Below are 17,576 nucleotides of genomic sequence, written 5' to 3'. Positions count from 1 at the left end.
CACCTTAAAGATCAGTGTTTCTTGCTTGCAAAATCAGGTATCTACCGGCGTCTCACCGGCCAGGCCCCACTCCGACCAGGAACCGTCATATACGGAATAATCCCGATGTCCGGTGAGCTCCAGGGCGAGCGCAAGAACCGCGGCTGTGATGCCGGAACCACAGGTCGTGACGACCGGGCGTTTGGGGTCCAGCCCTGCTCTCGAAAAGAGATTGCGAAGCTCGTCGCGCGGCTTGAAAGTCTGGCTTGTCGGCTCGATCAGATCAGTAAAAGGCAGGTTGAGACTCTGCGGGATGTGTCCTGAACGCAGTCCTTCTCGGGGTTCCGGAGCCGTTCCGGCGAAGCGGCCCTGCGAGCGGGCATCGAGAACCTGCTCGCGCTGGCTCTTCAGATTGCTCATGAGCTGATCTTTCTCGCGGATCAGGAAGGTGTTGAAGCGTGGTGTGAAATGGCGTTCGGCGGGTGTTGGCGGCGCGTCGGACAGGGGACGGCCTTCGTGCCGCCATTTCGGCAGGCCGCCGTCCAACACGGCAACATCGTCATGTCCGAAGATCTTGAAGGTCCACCAGACCCGGGGCGCCGACATGATACCGCGCTGATCGTAGACAACGATCCGATTGCCGTCGCCCAGCCCGAGACGGCGGACGCGGCTGGCGAACTTCTCGGGCGGTGGCAGCATATGTGGCAGGCTGCTCGAGGTGTCGGCGATCTCGTCAATGTCGAAGAAGACCGCGCCGGGGATATGCTGGTCTTCATACTCGGCTCTCGGGTCCAGCCCTTCATGCGGCAAATAGTAACTGGCGTCGACGACCCTGACGTCCGGCGCATCGATGTGTTCAGCCAGCCAATTTGTGCTGACGAGTGAGCTGATGTCTGAATCGGGCATGGAAGAGCCTTTAATCCGGAATGAATGTTTTGCGAATCATGGCATCTTTAGCCGTCGAAGTGAATATTGATCCGGCGGTTCTGGCGCCCTTTGTTTTCGATCTTACCGATCCGCACCCGTCCGATCTCGCCGGTCTCGCGGACGTGCGTGCCCCCGCAGGGCTGAAGATCGACACCCGCGATATCGAGCAGGCGCACTTTGCCGGAACCGCTTGGCGGCTTAACCGACATGGTGCGCACGAGATCCGGGTTTGCCGAGAGCTCCTCGTCGGAGATCCATCGCTCGGCGACCGGGTGATTCTCACTGATCAGGCGGTTTAGTTCCGCCGTGAGGGCCTCTTTGTCGAGCTGGGTGTCGGGGAGGTTAAAGTCGAGGCGGCTTTTCTCTTCGCCGATTTGCCCGCCGGTGACATCGCCCGTGACCGCGGCACAGAGAAGATGAAGACAGGAATGCATCCGCATCAGGCGGTAGCGGCGATCCCAGTCAATTTCCGCCGTGACCCTGCTGCCGACCGCGGGCGGCGTCGCCTCCGGATCGAGGACGTGGACGACGTCTTCGTGATTTTCACCTTTTCGAGTGTCCAGAACGCGGATCTTTTCGCCGCTTTCCATGGTCAAGGCACCGGTATCTCCGGGTTGGCCGCCTCCCATGGGATAGAAGACGGTACGGTCGAGACGGAGGCCTTCCTCGCCGATGGAAACCACCGTCGCCTCGCAGTCTTTCAGATAGGCATCGTCACGAAAGAGAAGTTCCATCCTCGTCCCCCAGTCTGTTTATTCATTTTGGAACACCTGCCTGCCGGTCTGCAGGCAGTCAACCGCTTTCCAGGTCAGCTTACATTGCGTCCAACCAGGCGGGAACCGGCAGATCTTTTTCTCTCAGAAAGGCAGGATTGAACATCTTGCTCTGATAGCGGGTGCCGTAATCACAGAGGATCGTTGCGATGGTGTGACCAGGCCCCAGTTGCTTCGCGAGACGGATTGCGCCGGCGATGTTGATCCCGCTGGAACCACCCAGGCAGAAGCCTTCGTTTTCGAAGAGATCGAAGACGATGGGCATTGCTTCCTGATCGCTGATCTGAAAAGCCTCGTCGATCGGTGCACCCTCTAAGTTCGCCGTTATTCGACCCTGGCCAATGCCTTCCGTGATTGAACTGCCTTCGGACTTCAGCTCGCCGTGTTTGACATGGCTGTAGATCGCAGAGCCCATCGGGTCGGAGAGAGCTATCCTGACATCCTTGTTGCGCTCTTTCAGCGCCATGCCGACGCCGGCCAGAGTGCCTCCGGAACCCACAGCGCAAACAAAGCCATCAATCTTGCCGTCAGTCTGATCCCAGATTTCAGGACCGGTTGTCTCGTAATGACCCTGCCGGTTCGCGGTGTTATCGAATTGATTGGCCCAAATTGCACCATTGGGCTCGGATTTCGCCATTTTTTCGGCCAGGCGCCTTGAGAAGTGGACGTAGTTGTCCGGATTCTTGTAGGGCACGGCGGGCACCTGCCGCAGATCCGCGCCGCAGAGCCGCAGCATGTCCTTCTTTTCCTCGGACTGCGTTTCGGGAATGACGATAACGGTACGGTATCCGCGCGCCCGGGCGACCAGAGACAAACCAATTCCGGTGTTTCCTGCCGTACCCTCGACGATGACGCCGCCGGGACGGATTTGACCCTTTTCTTCGGCGTCCTTGATGATCGCCCAGGCCGCCCGGTCTTTCACGGAACCTCCCGGGTTCAGGAACTCGGCCTTACCGAGGATTTCGCAGCCGGTCTCTTCTGAGGCGCGTTTCAGGCGGATCAGCGGAGTATTGCCAATAGTATCGATAAAACCGTTTCGGACGTTCATGAATTCTTCTTCACTTCGGACAAATTTGAGGACTGAAATTAAGCGAGCCAGGACACTAGCGGCAGGACTTGATCGCTTTCAAGGAGAAGCGGGTCACTGTCGCGTGAGCCGGTCATTGCCATTTAGCGCGCAATTCCTCGCGATTCAAGACCAACCACTGTAAGGCAGCAAAGGTGAAGAGGTTCGTGATTTTACCTTCACGCATCTGGGTGAGCGCGTCCTCAAAGCTCAGCACGAAGGCGCGGATATCCTCGCTTTCCTCGCTAAGGCCATGAATTCCGCCGATTGTTGCGCTTTGGACCCGTCCACAGAACAGCGAGAGCGTTTCGGAGGACCCGCCCGGACTTACCAGAAACTTGCCGATGGGGACCAGTTCTCCAATCTTGCAATTGGCTTCTTCCATGGCTTCCCGCCGGGCGACCTCTGCCGGGCTCTCTCCATCATCTATGATACCGGCGACAACCTCGATCAGCCAGGGATGGAGACCGGCCGCGAAAGCACCGGTCCGGAACTGCTCGATAAAGACGATCGCGTCGGCTTCCGGGTCGTAGGGAATGACCGCTGCCGCGTGGCCACGCTCGAAAACCTCGCGCGTGACCGGTTCAGAGACGCCACCGGCGAAGAGACTGTGGCGGACGACGTATTCGTCGACCTGGAAGTAGCGTTTAAACAGGGTCGACTTGCTGACCAGTTCGGTTTGCCTGGTTGGATCCGCGTGAGCATCATGATTCATGGAGAAGGCATTCTCGTGTATGGCTGTATCTTCGGATCAATCATCACTTGGATCTGATGGAAAGGAAAGCCGTGTCGATTGCCGCGACGTCTTCTGCGGGTCTATAGCTCCTTGTGACGACACATGTTTGCAGATGACTGGAACTTATCAACGATGAAGCTGGAAACCTCGATCCTGGAAGATCTGGGGCGCGTCTGGGTGCGTGGAGCAATAGAGGGTGCGGATCTCTCCGCTTTGGATCGCGCCTGTGAGATCGGAGCTGTGCCGGGCGGACGTTTGGAGTGGAACGCCGATCTTATTGCTGCCGCAGGTGTCGAAAGCCGGCTCACGCGCGTCGCACGTGACCTCGTTCCAGGCGCCTTCCCCGTGCGTATCCTCGCTTTCAATAAGACCAGCGAGATGAACTGGAGTGTGCCCTGGCATCAAGATCGTGTCATCGCGGTCAAGGAACGGCACGAACTGGAGGGATACAACGCCTGGACCCGCAAAGCCGGCATCTGGCACGTCGAGCCTCCGGTGGCACTTCTCGAAGAGATGTTCTTTGCGCGTATCCACCTGGATGACAGTGACGGATCAAACGGCTGCCTGCAGGTGGGGTTGGGCACCCATAGATCCGGTCGGATTGCAGCCAAAGACGTGCTGGAGGTTGCCGAGCAGGCGGAAGTTGAGGACTCAGTGGCAAAACGGGGGGATGTTCTTTTCGTCAAGGCGCTCACCCTGCATCGTTCCAGTCCGTCACAGCAGAGCAGCAGCCGGAGAACGCTCAGGATCGACTACTCCGTCCGGTCTCTTCCCGCGCCCCTGGAGTGGGCTTTGTCGGAGCGAAGTAATCCTGACTTGGACGCGGAACTCTGAGAAGAATTGGAGATCTCATGACGGTGAGTGATGTGCAAGACGTCAGCTTTCGCCGCGCGAAGAAGGAAGACCTGGCCGCTATCGTGGAGCTCCTGGCCGATGATAGCCTTGGGGCTACGCGGGAAAAGCCGGAACCGCCGTTGGATGCGAGTTACATCAAGGCTTTCGAGGCCATCGATCGTGACCCGAACCAGCTGCTGGTCGTTGTCGAGCGGGACGGGGCGTTGCTTGGCTGCTTGCAGCTGACCTTCATTCCCGGACTGTCCCGCACGGGTATGTGGCGCGGACAGATCGAGAGCGTCCGGATCGCTTCTTCGTTTCGCGGCGAGGGGCTTGGCGGGGTGATGTTCCGCTGGGCGATAGAGAAGTGCAAGGAACGGAACTGCGGTCTTGTACAGCTGACCACGGATAAAGCCCGGCCGGATGCGCTTCGCTTCTACGAAGCTTTGGGGTTCAGGGCGAGCCATGAGGGCATGAAGTTGCCGCTTTGATCTTTCATTGTGAGCACCTCACATCAATTTGCGTGCTGTCGCAGCGGTTTGACTTTCGATGCTTTGCACACTTGGATTAGACTTCGCCGATCATAAAAACATTGGAGAGACCTTATGGCTGCCGGATACGAAAAACTCACGTTCCCCGGAGCCGGGGGCGAACTCCTGGCGGCGCGGCTCGACTCACCGATCGGTAAACCGCGTGCCTATGCGCTTTTTGCGCATTGCTTCACCTGCACCAAAGACATCTACGCGGCCTCGCGGATTGCCGCGGGCCTGGCGGCGGAGGGTATTGCGGTTTTGCGCTTCGATTTTACAGGGCTTGGGGCAAGCGAAGGTGAGTTCGCCAACACCAACTTTTCTTCCAATGTTGCCGATCTTGTAAAGGCCGCCGACTTTCTGCGTGAGACCCGCGAAGCACCGAAGATACTGATCGGTCACAGCCTGGGTGGCGCTGCGGTTCTGGCGGCCGCAAGGTCTGTCCCCGAAGCTCTCGCCGTGGCGACGATCGGTGCCCCCTCCGAGCCTTCCCATGTCGCGCATCTCTTTCAGGATGCCAAACCGGACATCGAAGCGCGGGGCGAAGCAGAAGTCCTGCTGGCGGGACGTCCATTCCGCATCAAGAAACAGTTCCTTGACGACATATCCGAACGGAACCTGACGGAGTCAGTGTCGAGTTTGAAAAAGGCTCTGATCGTCTTTCACTCGCCGATCGATCAAACCGTCGGTATTGAAAACGCGGCCGCGATTTTTTCGGCTGCGAAACACCCCAGAAGCTTCGTCAGCTTGGATACAGCCGATCACCTGGTTTCCAAGAAATCCGATGCGGCCTACATCGCGACAGTACTATCGGCCTGGGCGACACGTTACCTGGGAGAGGCGGAAGCCGTTGGGGTGGATCTAAAGGCTCAGTCGGGCACGGTTGTGGTGCGAGAAACCGGGGAAGGGAAGTTCACACAAGCGATTGCGACCGAATTCTATCCCCTGCGTGCCGATGAGCCGAAAAGCTATGGCGGCGATGAAAGCGGCGCGACGCCTTACGATCTGCTTCTGAGCGGGCTGGGCGCCTGCACCTCTATGACCATAAGACTTTACGCCGATCGAAAAGGCTGGCCGTTGGATCAAGTCGAGGTCACTCTCTCCCATAATAAGATTCACGCTGAAGACTGCGCCGACTGTGAGACAAAGTCCGGCCGTCTGGACCTTGTTGAACGCCAGGTACGCGTAAGCGGAGATCTGAGCGATGAACAGCGTAGCCGGCTTCTTGAAATCGCAGATAAATGCCCGGTTCACCGTACGCTCGAGAGCGAAGTGATTGTGCGAACCAGCCTGGTTTGATCCCGAAACCCTCTAGGGTTGCGTCGTACAAAGCTAACTTTCTGTCGGGATATAGCAACTTGCGTTGCACCTCAGGGGATAACCTTGAAGCTTAATAAAAAGAAAAAACAAAGCTGGACAGGGGAAAAGCGGCACCATTGATCAACATCGTGCCTCAAAAAAATCAAACGCGATCGATATCTGCCAAGCGATCACGGTCATCTTTGACGGCGCGAGGACGTGCGCACTGTCGGGACAGCTGCGGCATGCCATGAGTCGGAAAACGCAAGAATTGGTCGCATTTGCGATATTACCTTGAAGGTGCCAAAATACTGATCGGGATACGGAATTTTCGAGACGGCGTTGAGATTTAGAGAAACGCGCGCAACGCAAACAATACGACCTGGGAGACACAAATGACTGAAGAAGCACTGAAAGAGAACGGAAAAAGGCTACACCCTTATGTTCCGGAGTTATGTGAGCAGCTACGCCAGGGCGCGGTGGGCCGGCGAGAATTCCTGCGGACGGCCACATTGCTCGGCGTATCGGCCACGGCGGCCTATGGCATGCTGGGAACAATCACCGGTGAGGATCTTGTCCCGATCGCAAAAGCCGAAGGAACGCCAAAAAAAGGCGGGTCTTTCAAATTGGCGATGGTCGTACAGGAGATGACCGATCCGGCGACTTTCGACTGGACAGAAAAATCGAACGTCGCGCGGCACATTGTCGAATATCTGACGATCACCGGTGCCGACAACATTACGCGGCCGTACCTGGCGGAAAGCTGGGAAGCCTCGGACGATCTGAAGACCTGGACTTTCAAACTGCGTCAGGGCGTTAAATGGTCCAACGGCGATGACTTCAATGCCGATGATGTCGTCTTTAATTTCACACGTTGGCTCGATCCCAACACTGGCTCGTCGAATATCGGCCTTTTCAAGTCCATGACCGACACAGTCGATACGGGAAAGAAAGATGATGACGGGAATGCCGTCACCGAGCAAAGGATGACGCCGGGTGCGGTCGAAAAAGTCGACGATCATACGGTTCGGTTGAACCTGAACCAGCCGGAACTCTCGATTCCTGAGAACCTCTATAACTATCCGACGGCAATCGTTCACCGCCGTTTCACCGAAGAAGGCGGCGATCTCTCGAAAAATCCGGTCGGAACCGGCGCTTTCGAACTGGCGGAATTTGCGATCGGGCAGCAGGCCGTTTTGCGTAAACGTGCGGAGCCCTATTGGGGCGGCGAGGTCTATCTGGATGAAATCCGCTACATCGATACCGGTATCGATGCGAATGCGGTGATGGGGGCCCTGGCTTCGAAACAGGTCGACGCTGTCTACCAGCTCGACGCCACTGCCTTGGATGTCGTGAAGCGCATTCCAGGCGTGACGATCCATCAATCGGACACGGCACAAACCGGTGTGGTCCGGATGCAGGTTACAGAGAAACCGTTTGACGATATTCGGGTCCGTCAGGCGATTGTTGCCTGCTGCGACAACGCCAAACTTCTGGAGCTCTCCTATCGGAACCTGGGTGCTGTCGGTGAAAACCATCACGTTGCCAAGATTCATCCTGAGTACGCTGAATTGCCGCCGCTGACGGTAGATTACGACCGCGCCAAGAAGCTGCTTGCCGAAGCCGGCTATGCAGACGGTCTGGAAATTACCTGTAACGTCGGCAATACCGACGGCCCATGGGAACAGGCCATTGTGCAGGCAATGAAGGAGATGCTGGCGCCTGCAAATATCACGCTGAATGTGAACGTTATGCCGGCGGCCCAGTACTGGGAAGTCTGGACGAAGGCGCCCTTCAGCATTACCGCCTGGACCCATCGTCCGCTTGGTGTGATGGTCCTGAACCTGGCTTACCGGACCGGTGTTCCTTGGAACGAATCAGGATATGCCAATCCGGAATTCGATGCGGCGCTCGATGAGGCAGGCGCAATTTTGGACGTCAACGAGCGACGCAAGGCGATGGTGAAGGTCCAGAAAATTCTTCAGGACGATGCCGTCATGGTCCAACCCTACTTCCGATCGGTCTTCACTGCGTCCGTGGATAAGGTGAAGGGCTTTTCGGGGCACCCGACGCGCTATCACCAGTTCAACAAAGTCTGGATCGACGCGTAAAGACGTCACACGGCATTTGCGTTTTGCGGGCGGGGAGGCGTACTCCCCGCCCAAAAGACAAGCAATTGCTTTTCAAAGGTCGTAGGTGGCGCGGGGGACCTTTAAATGCTTATTTTTGTGATTCGGCGTATCGGCACGATGGCACTGACCATGCTTGTCGTCTCGATCCTTCTTTTCCTTCTTCTGGAGTTGCAGCCGGGCAACGTCGCCATCAAGGTTTTGGGGCCCTATTCAAGCGAGGAACAGCGCAATCTCTGGCTTGAGGCAAATGGATATTTTGAGCCTGTTTATCAACGCTACCTGAGTTGGCTGCTGAATTTTGTAACCGGTGATTTTGGCGAATCGGTACGCTTCAAAGTGCCCGTGGGCGAGATCCTTTGGCCGAGACTGGCCAACACGGGCATTCTCGCTGCCGCAACCCTTGCCGTGGTTGTCCCGATTTCCCTGCTGCTGGGGGTTCTGGCGGGAATGCGGGAAGGTTCGAAACTGGACCGCACCATCTCCGTCGGATCGATCATCACCACCTCGATCCCTGAGTTTGCTTCCGCGCCGCTCCTGGGCGCGATCTTTGTTTTCTGGCTTGGCTGGCTGCCCGGTACCAGCGGCATGATCGACGGGTTCGACATCACCCAGTTGATCCTGCCGGTAATGGTTCTGGCGCTCTACGACTTCGGATATGTCACCCGGATGACCCGGGCGTCGATGGCCGAAGTCATGATGACGCACTATATCCGCACAGCCGTGCTAAAGGGGCTGCCTTATCGGGTGGTGATCATGAAGCATGCTCTGCGCAACGCGTTGATCGCACCCTTCACGGTCATCATGCTGCAAATCAACTGGCTGCTCTCCGGCGTCATCGTGGTCGAGTTCTTCTTTGCCTATAAAGGCTTCGGGGCGTTGCTTTTGGAGGCATCGCTCAATCAGGACATCTTCATGATCGAGGCCTGCGCCATGGTCGCGGTGTTCGTTGCCGTTGCGACACAAACCATTGCGGATCTGGGATACACCTATCTCAATCCGCGCATTCGGTTCAGTTAGGAGGCGGGAATGGCTGTCGATACACAAGACGTTCCGCGCCGGGAATCGGCGGTGCTGCGCAGCCTGAAAGGCATCGCCCTCATCCGTGAGAGCGTGGTCGGGGTGATCGGACTGACGATTATTGTCTTTTGGGTGCTGGTGGCGCTTCTTGCGGACGTAATTGCTCCCTTCCCACCGAACCAGAATTACATTCCCCTGGCAACGCCACTCACGCCGACGCTCGATGGCAGCGGTATGTTCTGGCTGGGAACCGATCTGCAGGGCAGGGACATTCTTTCACGGATTATCCACGGGTCCCGCAAGGTGCTGATGCTGGCGCCACTGGCAACACTCTGCGCCTACGCGGTCGGAATTCCCATGGGCCTTGCGGCGGGCTACAAGCGTGGTTGGGTGGACGACGTTCTCTCGTTCCTCTCCAACGTGATCCTCTCCTTCCCGATCCTGGTGCTCTACGTGATCATCATCGCGACCGTGGGTTCATCGGCGATCAATATCCTGCTGGCGGTCACCTTTGCTTCCGCGCCGGGTATTATGCGTATTGTGCGCGGCCTGGTACTTGATCTCAGGAACCGGGAGTATGTCTTCGCGGCGGAGACACGGGGTGAGCCGGGCTGGCGGATCATGCTGATCGAGATCCTGCCCAATGCCCGTGGCCCGCTGATCGTGGATGCCTGCCTGCGCGTCGGTTACGTGATTATCACGATCGGCGTACTTGGATTTCTTGGGCTCGGCCTGCCGCCACCCGACCCGGATTGGGGTGGCATGATCAACGAATTCCGGGTCATGTCGATGTCTTTCCCGCATATGACGGTGTTCCCGTGTCTTGCGATTTCTTCGCTGGTTCTCGGGTTCAACCTGCTGGCCGATGGCCTGCGTGAAGTATCGCTGCGAGACTGAGGAGGACCTGATGACCGGTGTTGACCAGGACTATGACGGCCCAATTCTGGAATGCAGAAATCTATCGATTTCCTACTTCACACGCGCGGGTGAGATTCCCGCGGTCATAGATTTCAATCTGACCCTCCACCAGGGCGATTCCGTCGGCCTGGTCGGAGAATCCGGTTGCGGCAAATCGACCGTTGCCATGGCGATTATGCGCTATCTGGGCGGCAACGGCGCCATTGTCGGCGGCCAGGTGTTCTACAAGGGACGCGATCTGGCGACCTGCAGCGAGGAGGAGCTGCGGCAACTGCGCGGCAGTGACATCGCTATGGTCTATCAGGAGCCCATGGCGTCGCTCAATCCCAGCATGACACTCGGCAAACAGCTGATGGAGGTTCCGCTTTGTCATGAGGATGTGACGGAAGAGGAGGCTTACGCCCGTGCCCGGCAGGTATTGTCGGACGTGAAGCTGCCGGATCCAGACCGGGTCATGAGCTGCTATCCGCATCAGATCTCCGGCGGGCAGCAACAGCGTGTGGTGATCGCCATGGCCCTGCTGTCCAATCCGTCGCTGCTGTTGCTCGATGAGCCGACAACAGCGCTGGATGTCACCGTGGAAGCGGGCATCGTGGAGCTGATCGCGGAGATTGCGAAGAAATTTAATACCTCGATGGTCTATATTTCGCATAATCTGGGCCTGATTCTGGCGACCTGCCGGCGGGTGAACGTCATGTATTCCGGTGTGGTGGTTGAATCGGGCACCGTGACCGAGGTCTTCGATCAGATGCGGCACCCCTACACCAAGGGGCTCTTCAACGCGATTCCGCTGCCCGGAACCAATAAGAAAGAGCATCCGCTGGTTCCGATCCGCGGGCAGTTGCCGCTGCCCCATGACCGGCCACCGGGATGTTACTTCGGGCCGCGCTGCGATTTCTTCGAGGCCGGACGCTGTGACGTCGCCGCCGGGCGGGCGACTGTCGCTATGACGGAAGTCGAGGGTGAAGAGGGCCACGTCGTGCGGTGTGTGCGTTGGCAGGAGATCGATTGGGCGAATTATAAACCCGAAGGGCTCGACGGAACGGCTCTGGAGGCCGGCGAGAAGGTGCTGGCCGTCAAGGGTATGAAGAAGTACTACGAGATCCGGGACAGCTCGATTGCCGCGATGATTTCCGGTGACCGGGTGCGGTACGTCAAGGCGAACGAGCACATCAGTCTGGACGCACATGCGTCGCAGACAGTCGCAGTTGTCGGTGAATCAGGCTGCGGTAAGTCGACTTTCGCGAAGGTCCTGATGGGGCTTGAGACCGCGACGGACGGCGCAGTGGAGTTCAACGGCCAGGACATCGCCAACGAGCCCGTGCAAGGGCGTTCACCGAAGCAAGTGGGCTCCATGCAGATGGTGTTTCAGAATCCTTTCGACACACTCAATCCGAGCCACTCAGTGGGCGCTCAACTGGCCCGCGTTATTCGTAAATTCGGCGTAGAGACGGACCCGGACAAAGTTCAAAACCGCGTGCTGGAGCTGCTCGATCTGGTCAAGTTGCCTCGGGAATTCGTCTGGCGGCGGCCGCGTCAGTTATCCGGCGGCCAGAAACAACGTGTCGGAATCGCGCGTGCCTTTGCCGGCAACCCTTCTTTGGTCGTCGCCGACGAGCCGGTGTCAGCTCTCGACGTATCGGTTCAGGCCGCTGTTACCGGTCTTCTCATGGATATTCAGCGCGAATATCGCACAACTCTGATCTTCATCAGTCACGATCTCAGCCTGGTGCGGTATCTGGCTGACCGGGTCGTGGTGATGTATCTGGGGCATATCGTCGAGAAGGGCACAACGGATGAGGTCTTCGCGCCGCCGTATCATCCCTACACAGAGGCATTGCTCTCGGCTGTCCCGATCGCGGATACAGCGATCAAGAAGAAGCGTATTATTCTGGAGGGCAATCTTCCCAGCGTGACGAACCCGCCGAGTGGCTGCGCCTTTAATACGCGCTGTCCCAGGAAGATCGGTTCGATCTGTGAAGCGGAAGTACCGCCGGATGTCGAGGCGTCACCGGGACATGTTATTGCCTGTCATATCCCTCTGGAAGAGCTCCGAGAGGTTGATCCGGTTATCGTCCAGGTCGGGAACGGGCAATCCGCAGCAGAGTAAAGCCGCGCGGCTCCAGACATTTCAGGACTGGAAAACCCGAAATGCAGTGTTGGATTACTGTGGCTGAGAGTTTTCAGGGCGGCGGATTTGAATGAAACACGCCCGTGAAAGGGCGCGCCCTACCTGGGCGCTTGATAGCGCCTACCTAGCTGTCGCAGAGTAAGCGGCACATGTTTAGTTTTACGTGAAGCAACGTAGTAAACGGCTGGTTAACAGCTATTTTGGACGTGAGCTCGATGCTGCGGGTGTTTTATTTGGTGACTTATCGGAGACTAATTTAAGCCGGCGTTTAGGGCGTTCGTTCGGCCTGTGCTTGGTTAGTATGATGTCACACTATGGTATTGTATCGGAGACCACTTGGGCGACTTCGTCATACATTGCGCGCATTTCAAGTCCAAATGCCTGAAATGCGGCCATAGCAACAACGGAAACCATTGCCGCAATAAGACTGTACTCGATTGCGGTTACGCCTGACTCGTCTTTGAGAAACCGATAAACCATACACGCACTCTAGTGCCAAATTCGTAACTAAAAATTAATAATTGTAAGAAGGCGCTATTTATTTATATTTATATTGGTTCAAATCTTCATTTACTTGAACATCGGCCAAATTCTTGTTTTCAATAGACAGGCCCAGGTTGGGAACTCCTATTCCTTGACGGGTTTGACGACAAAATTATGTTTTCTGGCAAGGAGTTAAGAGTGGAGCGATGCTGAAGCATCGTGCTTAGTCAGAATCGGACCGATGACATGACGCTGTCCAGAACGTGGTTCCCAGAACTCATGATCTTGCCGCCCCTCTGGGGTCGTATTTTGACCGGCTTTGCGGGCGTCGAGGCCTCTCACCGGGCCTTCAGGCACGCTTTCGAGACCTTTCCTGCATAACGCCTGCCAAAACACGATCAAGACCATCAAGGAACAGGAGCCCTCAACCTAGGGCTCCGCAGAAAGGCTACTTCCAGGACAAACTGAAGGCTCCGGCAAAAACCACGGACCATAAAACAAGTGAGATCAGGGCGAAGAAGAACACCGACCGTCCAGGTTGCCAGCGATCTGGTTCCTCTTCCTCACTCCTTTCTTCGGTAAGCGAAGCCCCGAGGTTTTCTTGCCAGTGCCGCACAGCAGGCTTGCCGGAGACGCGTGGCTTCGGGGTGTTTGTAACATCGGCGATATCCAGTGGTGACGGAGGATCTACAGGCACCTCCGGAGCTGTCGGCTCGATAGGGTTCAAGGTGCTGTCATAGGAACCCGATTCGCTTCGCCCGGGGTCTTTTTGCTTGCCCGCTACCGCCTGTGCCATTTGATTTCCTCTTGTTTCCTCGTGGAAAATAGCAATGTCAGACTTGAAACACTAGGTTGATCAGGTGTTTAAAGAGTTAACGGATTACATCTGGCTCCGTCGGGCCAGTTTCGGCCGTTGTAGAGATCTTGAACAAAAAGATGGTTGCGCGGCTCTTGAGAGTTCAAAAACACAGTCTTTGGGAAACCGCGATCCTGCAGCGTCTAGGAGATCGGGAAACACAGCAGGATAGGGCCGGCTATCGCGTGGCGTCGGACGCTTCGTGCTGTATTCTCGTTGCCGCCGATGGTTTGGGTGGGCATCAGGGAGGCGAAGAAGCGGCTGCGGCGGCTGTCTCCGCGATGCTGGAGAGCTGGAGAGGCCAACCCGGCACCGACGAGGCTACTTTGCGGCGTTGTATTGACGAGGCACAGGAGCAAGTCGCGGAGGTTTCGCGCCGCTTCGCTCATGAGGCCAGAACGACCTGTGTTGCTTTGGTCCTTGGCCAAAGCGAGGCCTGTTGGAGCCATCTTGGCGATAGCCGATTGTATGTGTTTCGCCAAGGCGATACCATCTACAAGTCGAAGGATCACTCGGTAGCCCGGCTGATGCTTCAATCGGGTGAATTGAACGAAGAAGAAGCTCGAACGGGGCCAGAACAAGGACGGCTATACAAAAGTCTCGGCCCGGATACAGGGCAAGAATATCAAGTTTCTCAGACGGCTGTGACGTCTGAAGACAGGTATGTTCTTTGCACGGACGGGTTTTGGGTCAATGTGTCCGAGGCGGAAATGGGTGCAGCATTGCAGGCACCTGATTTGGAAGAGGCGTTTGGCGCTTTGGCGGATCTGGCGGTCACGCGCGCAAGGGGCGAGAGCGACAACGTAACGGTCTGTGCAGCCAGACCGCTTTTCGAGGTTGGTTGAGGCGACCCTAATGAGGCCCTATTCACTGCGGCAGGTGATATGAGCGACACGTACCATCACAACGCCTTATCTCCAGGCGCCACCGTTGACGAATATCGTCTGATCGAGGTGCTGGGCGAGGGTGGATTTGGCATCGTCTACCGGGGCGAGGGGCGCTATCTGGGCGATCAGGTCGCCATCAAGGAGTATTTGCCGAGACATCTGGCCACGCGGACCGCGGGGACGACCGTCGCCCCCACCTCGTCGGACTCGGAAGAAGCCTATGCCTGGGGCCTGAAAAAGTTTCAGGAAGAAGCGCGGATCCTATGGAATCTGGCCCAACCAAACCGGCATCCCAATATCGTTGCCGTGCGCCGCTTTTTCGAGGCCAACGGAACCACCTACATGGTGATGGACTTTGAAGAAGCCCGTCCTCTCTCAGAACTTTTAAAGGGACAGGCAACGCTGCCGCAAAAGCGCCTTGAGACCGCGTTGTTCAGCTTGCTCAGCGGGCTCAAACGGGTTCACGCCGCCGGCGTCTGGCACCGTGACATAAAGCCGGCGAATATTCTTATTCGGGACGATGGCAGCCCTGTGTTGCTGGATTTCGGCGCGGCGCGGCAAACTTTGGATGCTCAAACCCGATCGATCGTAGCGGCGATCACACCACCCTATGCCGCGTTTGAGCAGTACGCTGCGCGTGGCAACGACGGACCCTGGACGGATATTTACGCACTTGGCGTTACGCTCTACCGCTGTATCACCGGAAAGCTGCCTCCGGATTCCGCCGAGCGCTTGGACGATGACAAACTGACTCCTCTCTCAGAGCAGGATTTGCCTGGCTACACACCCGCGTTCCTGGCAGCGGTTGATAAAGCGCTTGCTATTCGGGCTGCTGACCGTCCGCAATCCGTGGATGAGTGGCTCGCTCACTTCGATACGTCCGATGAAGCCGCTGCCGATACCCTGGACAGTGGTGGCGACACAACAGTTTTACGGGCCTTTGAACCGGGCGCAGAGCCGGCGGAGCCGCAAGCTGCGGAAGCGCCGTCAGCACCCCTTCTCGCCGAGAGAGAGAGGATTTCCGAGAGCGGTTCGGCAGAGCCGTCTTCGAACCGCCGGATGGCGTTTATCGGAGCTTCCATCGCGCTTGTCATTGCCGGTGCGGTTGGCGCCACGCTCATTGATCCGACCAGGCTCTTTGGAGATCCGGAAAAAGAGATGTGGCATGAAGCACGGGATTCGGGCGATGTCGAAATCATTGCGGATTACATACAAAACCACCCTGACGGCACGTTCCGCCTGCAGGCAGAAGCTCTGCTCGCAAGAATCAGGCAGGAAATAGCGACTGAAGAGGCGCGCCAGGCGACGGCAGAAGCCGATAAGCTGGCGCAGCAGGCCCTCCAGGCTAAAACGCAAGCCGATGAAGCGGCGTGGGCGGACGCGCAATCGGGTGACTCGGCGGCGGCTTACAATACTTATCTGGCTGCTCAGCCTCAGGGCGGCTTTGTCGAAGACGCAAGGCGTCGCTTGGCAGAGCTTGAGCAGGAACAGCAGCGTATCGCGCAAGCCAATGCCGAAGCAGACGCCAGGGCCGCAGAGCTCGAGCGAGAGCAGGAAAGAGCCCGTGCCGAGGCGGAAGCGGCGGCCAAGGCCGAAGCGCAACGAGCAACAGACCAGGCAGCGGCGCAAGCGCAGGAACGAGCCGGCTGGGAGGCTGCCCAATCCGACGACAGCATTGAAGCTTATCAAGATTATCTCGCGGCTTTTGCGGAGGGCGATAATGCGGCCGCTGCGCGGCAACGCATCGCGGCCCTTCAGGAAGAGCAAACCGCGGAGGCAGAGGCCGCGGCGCGCTTGAGGGATACGCAAGCTTGGACGGAGGCCAGCAGGACCGACACCCTGGCGGCCTACAGCGACTACATCCGGGACTTTCCCTCCGGCGAGTATTCCGATGAAGCACAAACCCGAATGGATGAACTGCTCAAGCCGGTCGTGACCGAGATGGATGGCCGGTTCGTTGCCCGCAGAAACGCGAACATGCGGAGCAAACCCTCGCTTGAAGGCACCGTGCTGGGCAGCTTGAAGACCGGGAACGAGGTTCAGGTATCGGCGCGCGTTCAGGTGGGGAATGATACCTGGCTCAAAATCGAGCGCGGTGACACCGAGGCTTTCGTATACGGCACCCTCCTGCGCGAGATCGATAGAGAAGAGATCGTCGCCTGGAATGAACTTCGGATCCTTGTCGATGAAACTTTTGGCGAAGCTGTGCCGCCCGGCGATAAAGTGGCAGCCATCTCCACTTTTCTGAATCGCTATCCTGATAGTCACCGCGCAGCCGAGGCCGAACAGGAGCGCAACGTCCTCCGGCGCAAGCAGGCTGAGTTGGACACACAACGGGCGCTTGAGGCGGAAGCGGAACAAAGAGCCTGGTCACAGATCGAGGGCAGTGACGATCCGGCCTCATTTCGCGGCTTTCTCGTCAGCTATCCCGAGGGTGACTATGCCGACCGCGCGCAGGCGGCCCTGGATCGGCTTGCCGCCCAGGAAGCCGAGAGGACCGCACGGGCGGCGGCTGAAGCCGAGGCGCAAAGACTGAGAGAGGCGAGAGAACGCGCCGAGAGAGAACTGGCGGAGAAGGCACGAGCCGAAGAAGCGGCAAGAGCCCAAGCTCAAGCCGCTAATTCACAGACTGCCGCCGCGCAGCAACAGGCGGCTTTAACTGCTTTTCCCGCCCCCTCGATCTCGCGTGAGGACATGCAGGCTTTTTTTGAAGATAAGGAATATGTCCTGCGCGAGATCATTACGGACTATAACCGCGAAAACCGGATCCACGTTCGGGGAGCCGCAGCCGAGCCACGCGCCACAAAGATTTTTTCGTTGGAGGTTGGTAATCCGCTTCCTCCTTCGGTGGGAGATGGCCGCTATGCGGATGTCACCTTTGCGGTTAAGGACAAACGCTTTGAAATCTTTCGGCCCTTCCGCTTCGGGATTCTCTGGAACAACGGCGAACCGGAGATTATCTCGCATAGCCGCTTGAGGTGAGGCGTCGTAAATCCCGTGTGATACCT

15 protein-coding genes are annotated in these 17,576 nt (G+C 57.5%); 9 read left to right on the top strand and 6 right to left on the bottom strand.

Annotated features, from left to right (window positions below; translation table 11 throughout):
* Positions 1 to 33: 33 nt before the first annotated feature.
* The 4 genes from sseA to FKG95_RS16975 form a co-directional block, all read right to left on the bottom strand.
* Positions 34 to 885 carry a 3-mercaptopyruvate sulfurtransferase gene (gene sseA / locus FKG95_RS16990; RefSeq protein ID WP_142897566.1) on the bottom strand — a complete coding sequence of 284 codons (852 nt, stop codon included), beginning with the start codon at positions 883 to 885 and terminating at the stop codon, positions 34 to 36.
* Positions 886 to 932: 47 nt separating this feature from the next.
* The gene (locus FKG95_RS16985) at positions 933 to 1,640 is read right to left on the bottom strand and encodes an alanyl-tRNA editing protein (protein ID WP_142897565.1); all 708 of its coding nucleotides are present in this window, start codon (positions 1,638 to 1,640) and stop codon (positions 933 to 935) included.
* Between the two features lie 79 nt (positions 1,641 to 1,719).
* The gene (locus tag FKG95_RS16980) at positions 1,720 to 2,727 is read right to left on the bottom strand and encodes a cysteine synthase A (protein WP_142897564.1); all 1,008 of its coding nucleotides are present in this window, start codon (positions 2,725 to 2,727) and stop codon (positions 1,720 to 1,722) included.
* Positions 2,728 to 2,839: 112 nt separating this feature from the next.
* On the bottom strand, positions 2,840 to 3,460 hold the full coding sequence (locus tag FKG95_RS16975) for an NUDIX domain-containing protein (RefSeq protein WP_142897563.1): 621 nt from the start codon (positions 3,458 to 3,460) through the stop codon (positions 2,840 to 2,842).
* Positions 3,461 to 3,613: 153 nt separating this feature from the next.
* On the opposite strand from FKG95_RS16975, the gene FKG95_RS16970 reads away from it, so the two are divergent.
* The 7 genes from FKG95_RS16970 to FKG95_RS16940 all read left to right on the top strand — a co-directional run bounded on the left by FKG95_RS16970 (position 3,614) and on the right by FKG95_RS16940 (position 12,321).
* On the top strand, positions 3,614 to 4,315 hold the full coding sequence (locus FKG95_RS16970) for a phytanoyl-CoA dioxygenase family protein (protein WP_179954134.1): 702 nt from the start codon (positions 3,614 to 3,616) through the stop codon (positions 4,313 to 4,315).
* Positions 4,316 to 4,332: 17 nt separating this feature from the next.
* Entirely contained in the window at positions 4,333 to 4,806 is a 474-nt protein-coding gene (locus FKG95_RS16965) for a GNAT family N-acetyltransferase (RefSeq protein ID WP_142897561.1), read from the top strand.
* A 114-nt stretch (positions 4,807 to 4,920) separates the two neighbouring features.
* Positions 4,921 to 6,144 (top strand): bifunctional alpha/beta hydrolase/OsmC family protein, encoded by a 1,224-nt coding sequence (locus FKG95_RS16960; protein ID WP_142897560.1) that lies wholly within the window; start codon positions 4,921 to 4,923, stop codon positions 6,142 to 6,144.
* Positions 6,145 to 6,539: 395 nt separating this feature from the next.
* A complete protein-coding gene (locus tag FKG95_RS16955; RefSeq protein WP_142897559.1) occupies positions 6,540 to 8,255 on the top strand; it encodes an ABC transporter substrate-binding protein in 1,716 nt (571 codons plus the stop codon).
* A 105-nt stretch (positions 8,256 to 8,360) separates the two neighbouring features.
* Positions 8,361 to 9,293 carry an ABC transporter permease gene (locus FKG95_RS16950; RefSeq protein ID WP_142897558.1) on the top strand — a complete coding sequence of 311 codons (933 nt, stop codon included), beginning with the start codon at positions 8,361 to 8,363 and terminating at the stop codon, positions 9,291 to 9,293.
* 9 nt (positions 9,294 to 9,302) lie between these two features.
* Positions 9,303 to 10,190 (top strand): ABC transporter permease, encoded by an 888-nt coding sequence (locus FKG95_RS16945; protein WP_142897557.1) that lies wholly within the window; start codon positions 9,303 to 9,305, stop codon positions 10,188 to 10,190.
* A 10-nt stretch (positions 10,191 to 10,200) separates the two neighbouring features.
* Positions 10,201 to 12,321 (top strand): dipeptide ABC transporter ATP-binding protein, encoded by a 2,121-nt coding sequence (locus FKG95_RS16940; RefSeq protein ID WP_142897556.1) that lies wholly within the window; start codon positions 10,201 to 10,203, stop codon positions 12,319 to 12,321.
* A gap of 333 nt (positions 12,322 to 12,654) precedes the next feature.
* Here FKG95_RS16940 and FKG95_RS30355 read toward each other — a convergent pair whose 3' ends face one another.
* Positions 12,655 to 12,822: a Flp family type IVb pilin gene (locus FKG95_RS30355; protein WP_142897555.1), complete on the bottom strand. Its 168-nt coding sequence runs from the start codon at positions 12,820 to 12,822 to the stop codon at positions 12,655 to 12,657.
* Between the two features lie 451 nt (positions 12,823 to 13,273).
* Positions 13,274 to 13,621 (bottom strand): hypothetical protein, encoded by a 348-nt coding sequence (locus FKG95_RS16930; RefSeq protein ID WP_142897554.1) that lies wholly within the window; start codon positions 13,619 to 13,621, stop codon positions 13,274 to 13,276.
* 128 nt (positions 13,622 to 13,749) lie between these two features.
* Between FKG95_RS16930 and FKG95_RS16925 the strand changes: the two genes are divergently transcribed.
* Both FKG95_RS16925 and FKG95_RS16920 read left to right on the top strand, forming a co-directional pair.
* Positions 13,750 to 14,526 (top strand): PP2C family protein-serine/threonine phosphatase, encoded by a 777-nt coding sequence (locus FKG95_RS16925; protein ID WP_142897553.1) that lies wholly within the window; start codon positions 13,750 to 13,752, stop codon positions 14,524 to 14,526.
* A gap of 39 nt (positions 14,527 to 14,565) precedes the next feature.
* Positions 14,566 to 17,550 carry a serine/threonine protein kinase gene (locus FKG95_RS16920; protein WP_142897552.1) on the top strand — a complete coding sequence of 995 codons (2,985 nt, stop codon included), beginning with the start codon at positions 14,566 to 14,568 and terminating at the stop codon, positions 17,548 to 17,550.
* Positions 17,551 to 17,576 lie beyond the last annotated feature (26 nt).

It is taken from the genome of Denitrobaculum tricleocarpae, assembly GCF_007004665.1.
GTDB lineage: Bacteria > Pseudomonadota > Alphaproteobacteria > Kiloniellales > Kiloniellaceae > Denitrobaculum > Denitrobaculum tricleocarpae.
This window is presented reverse-complemented; position numbering and strand designations above follow the sequence as displayed.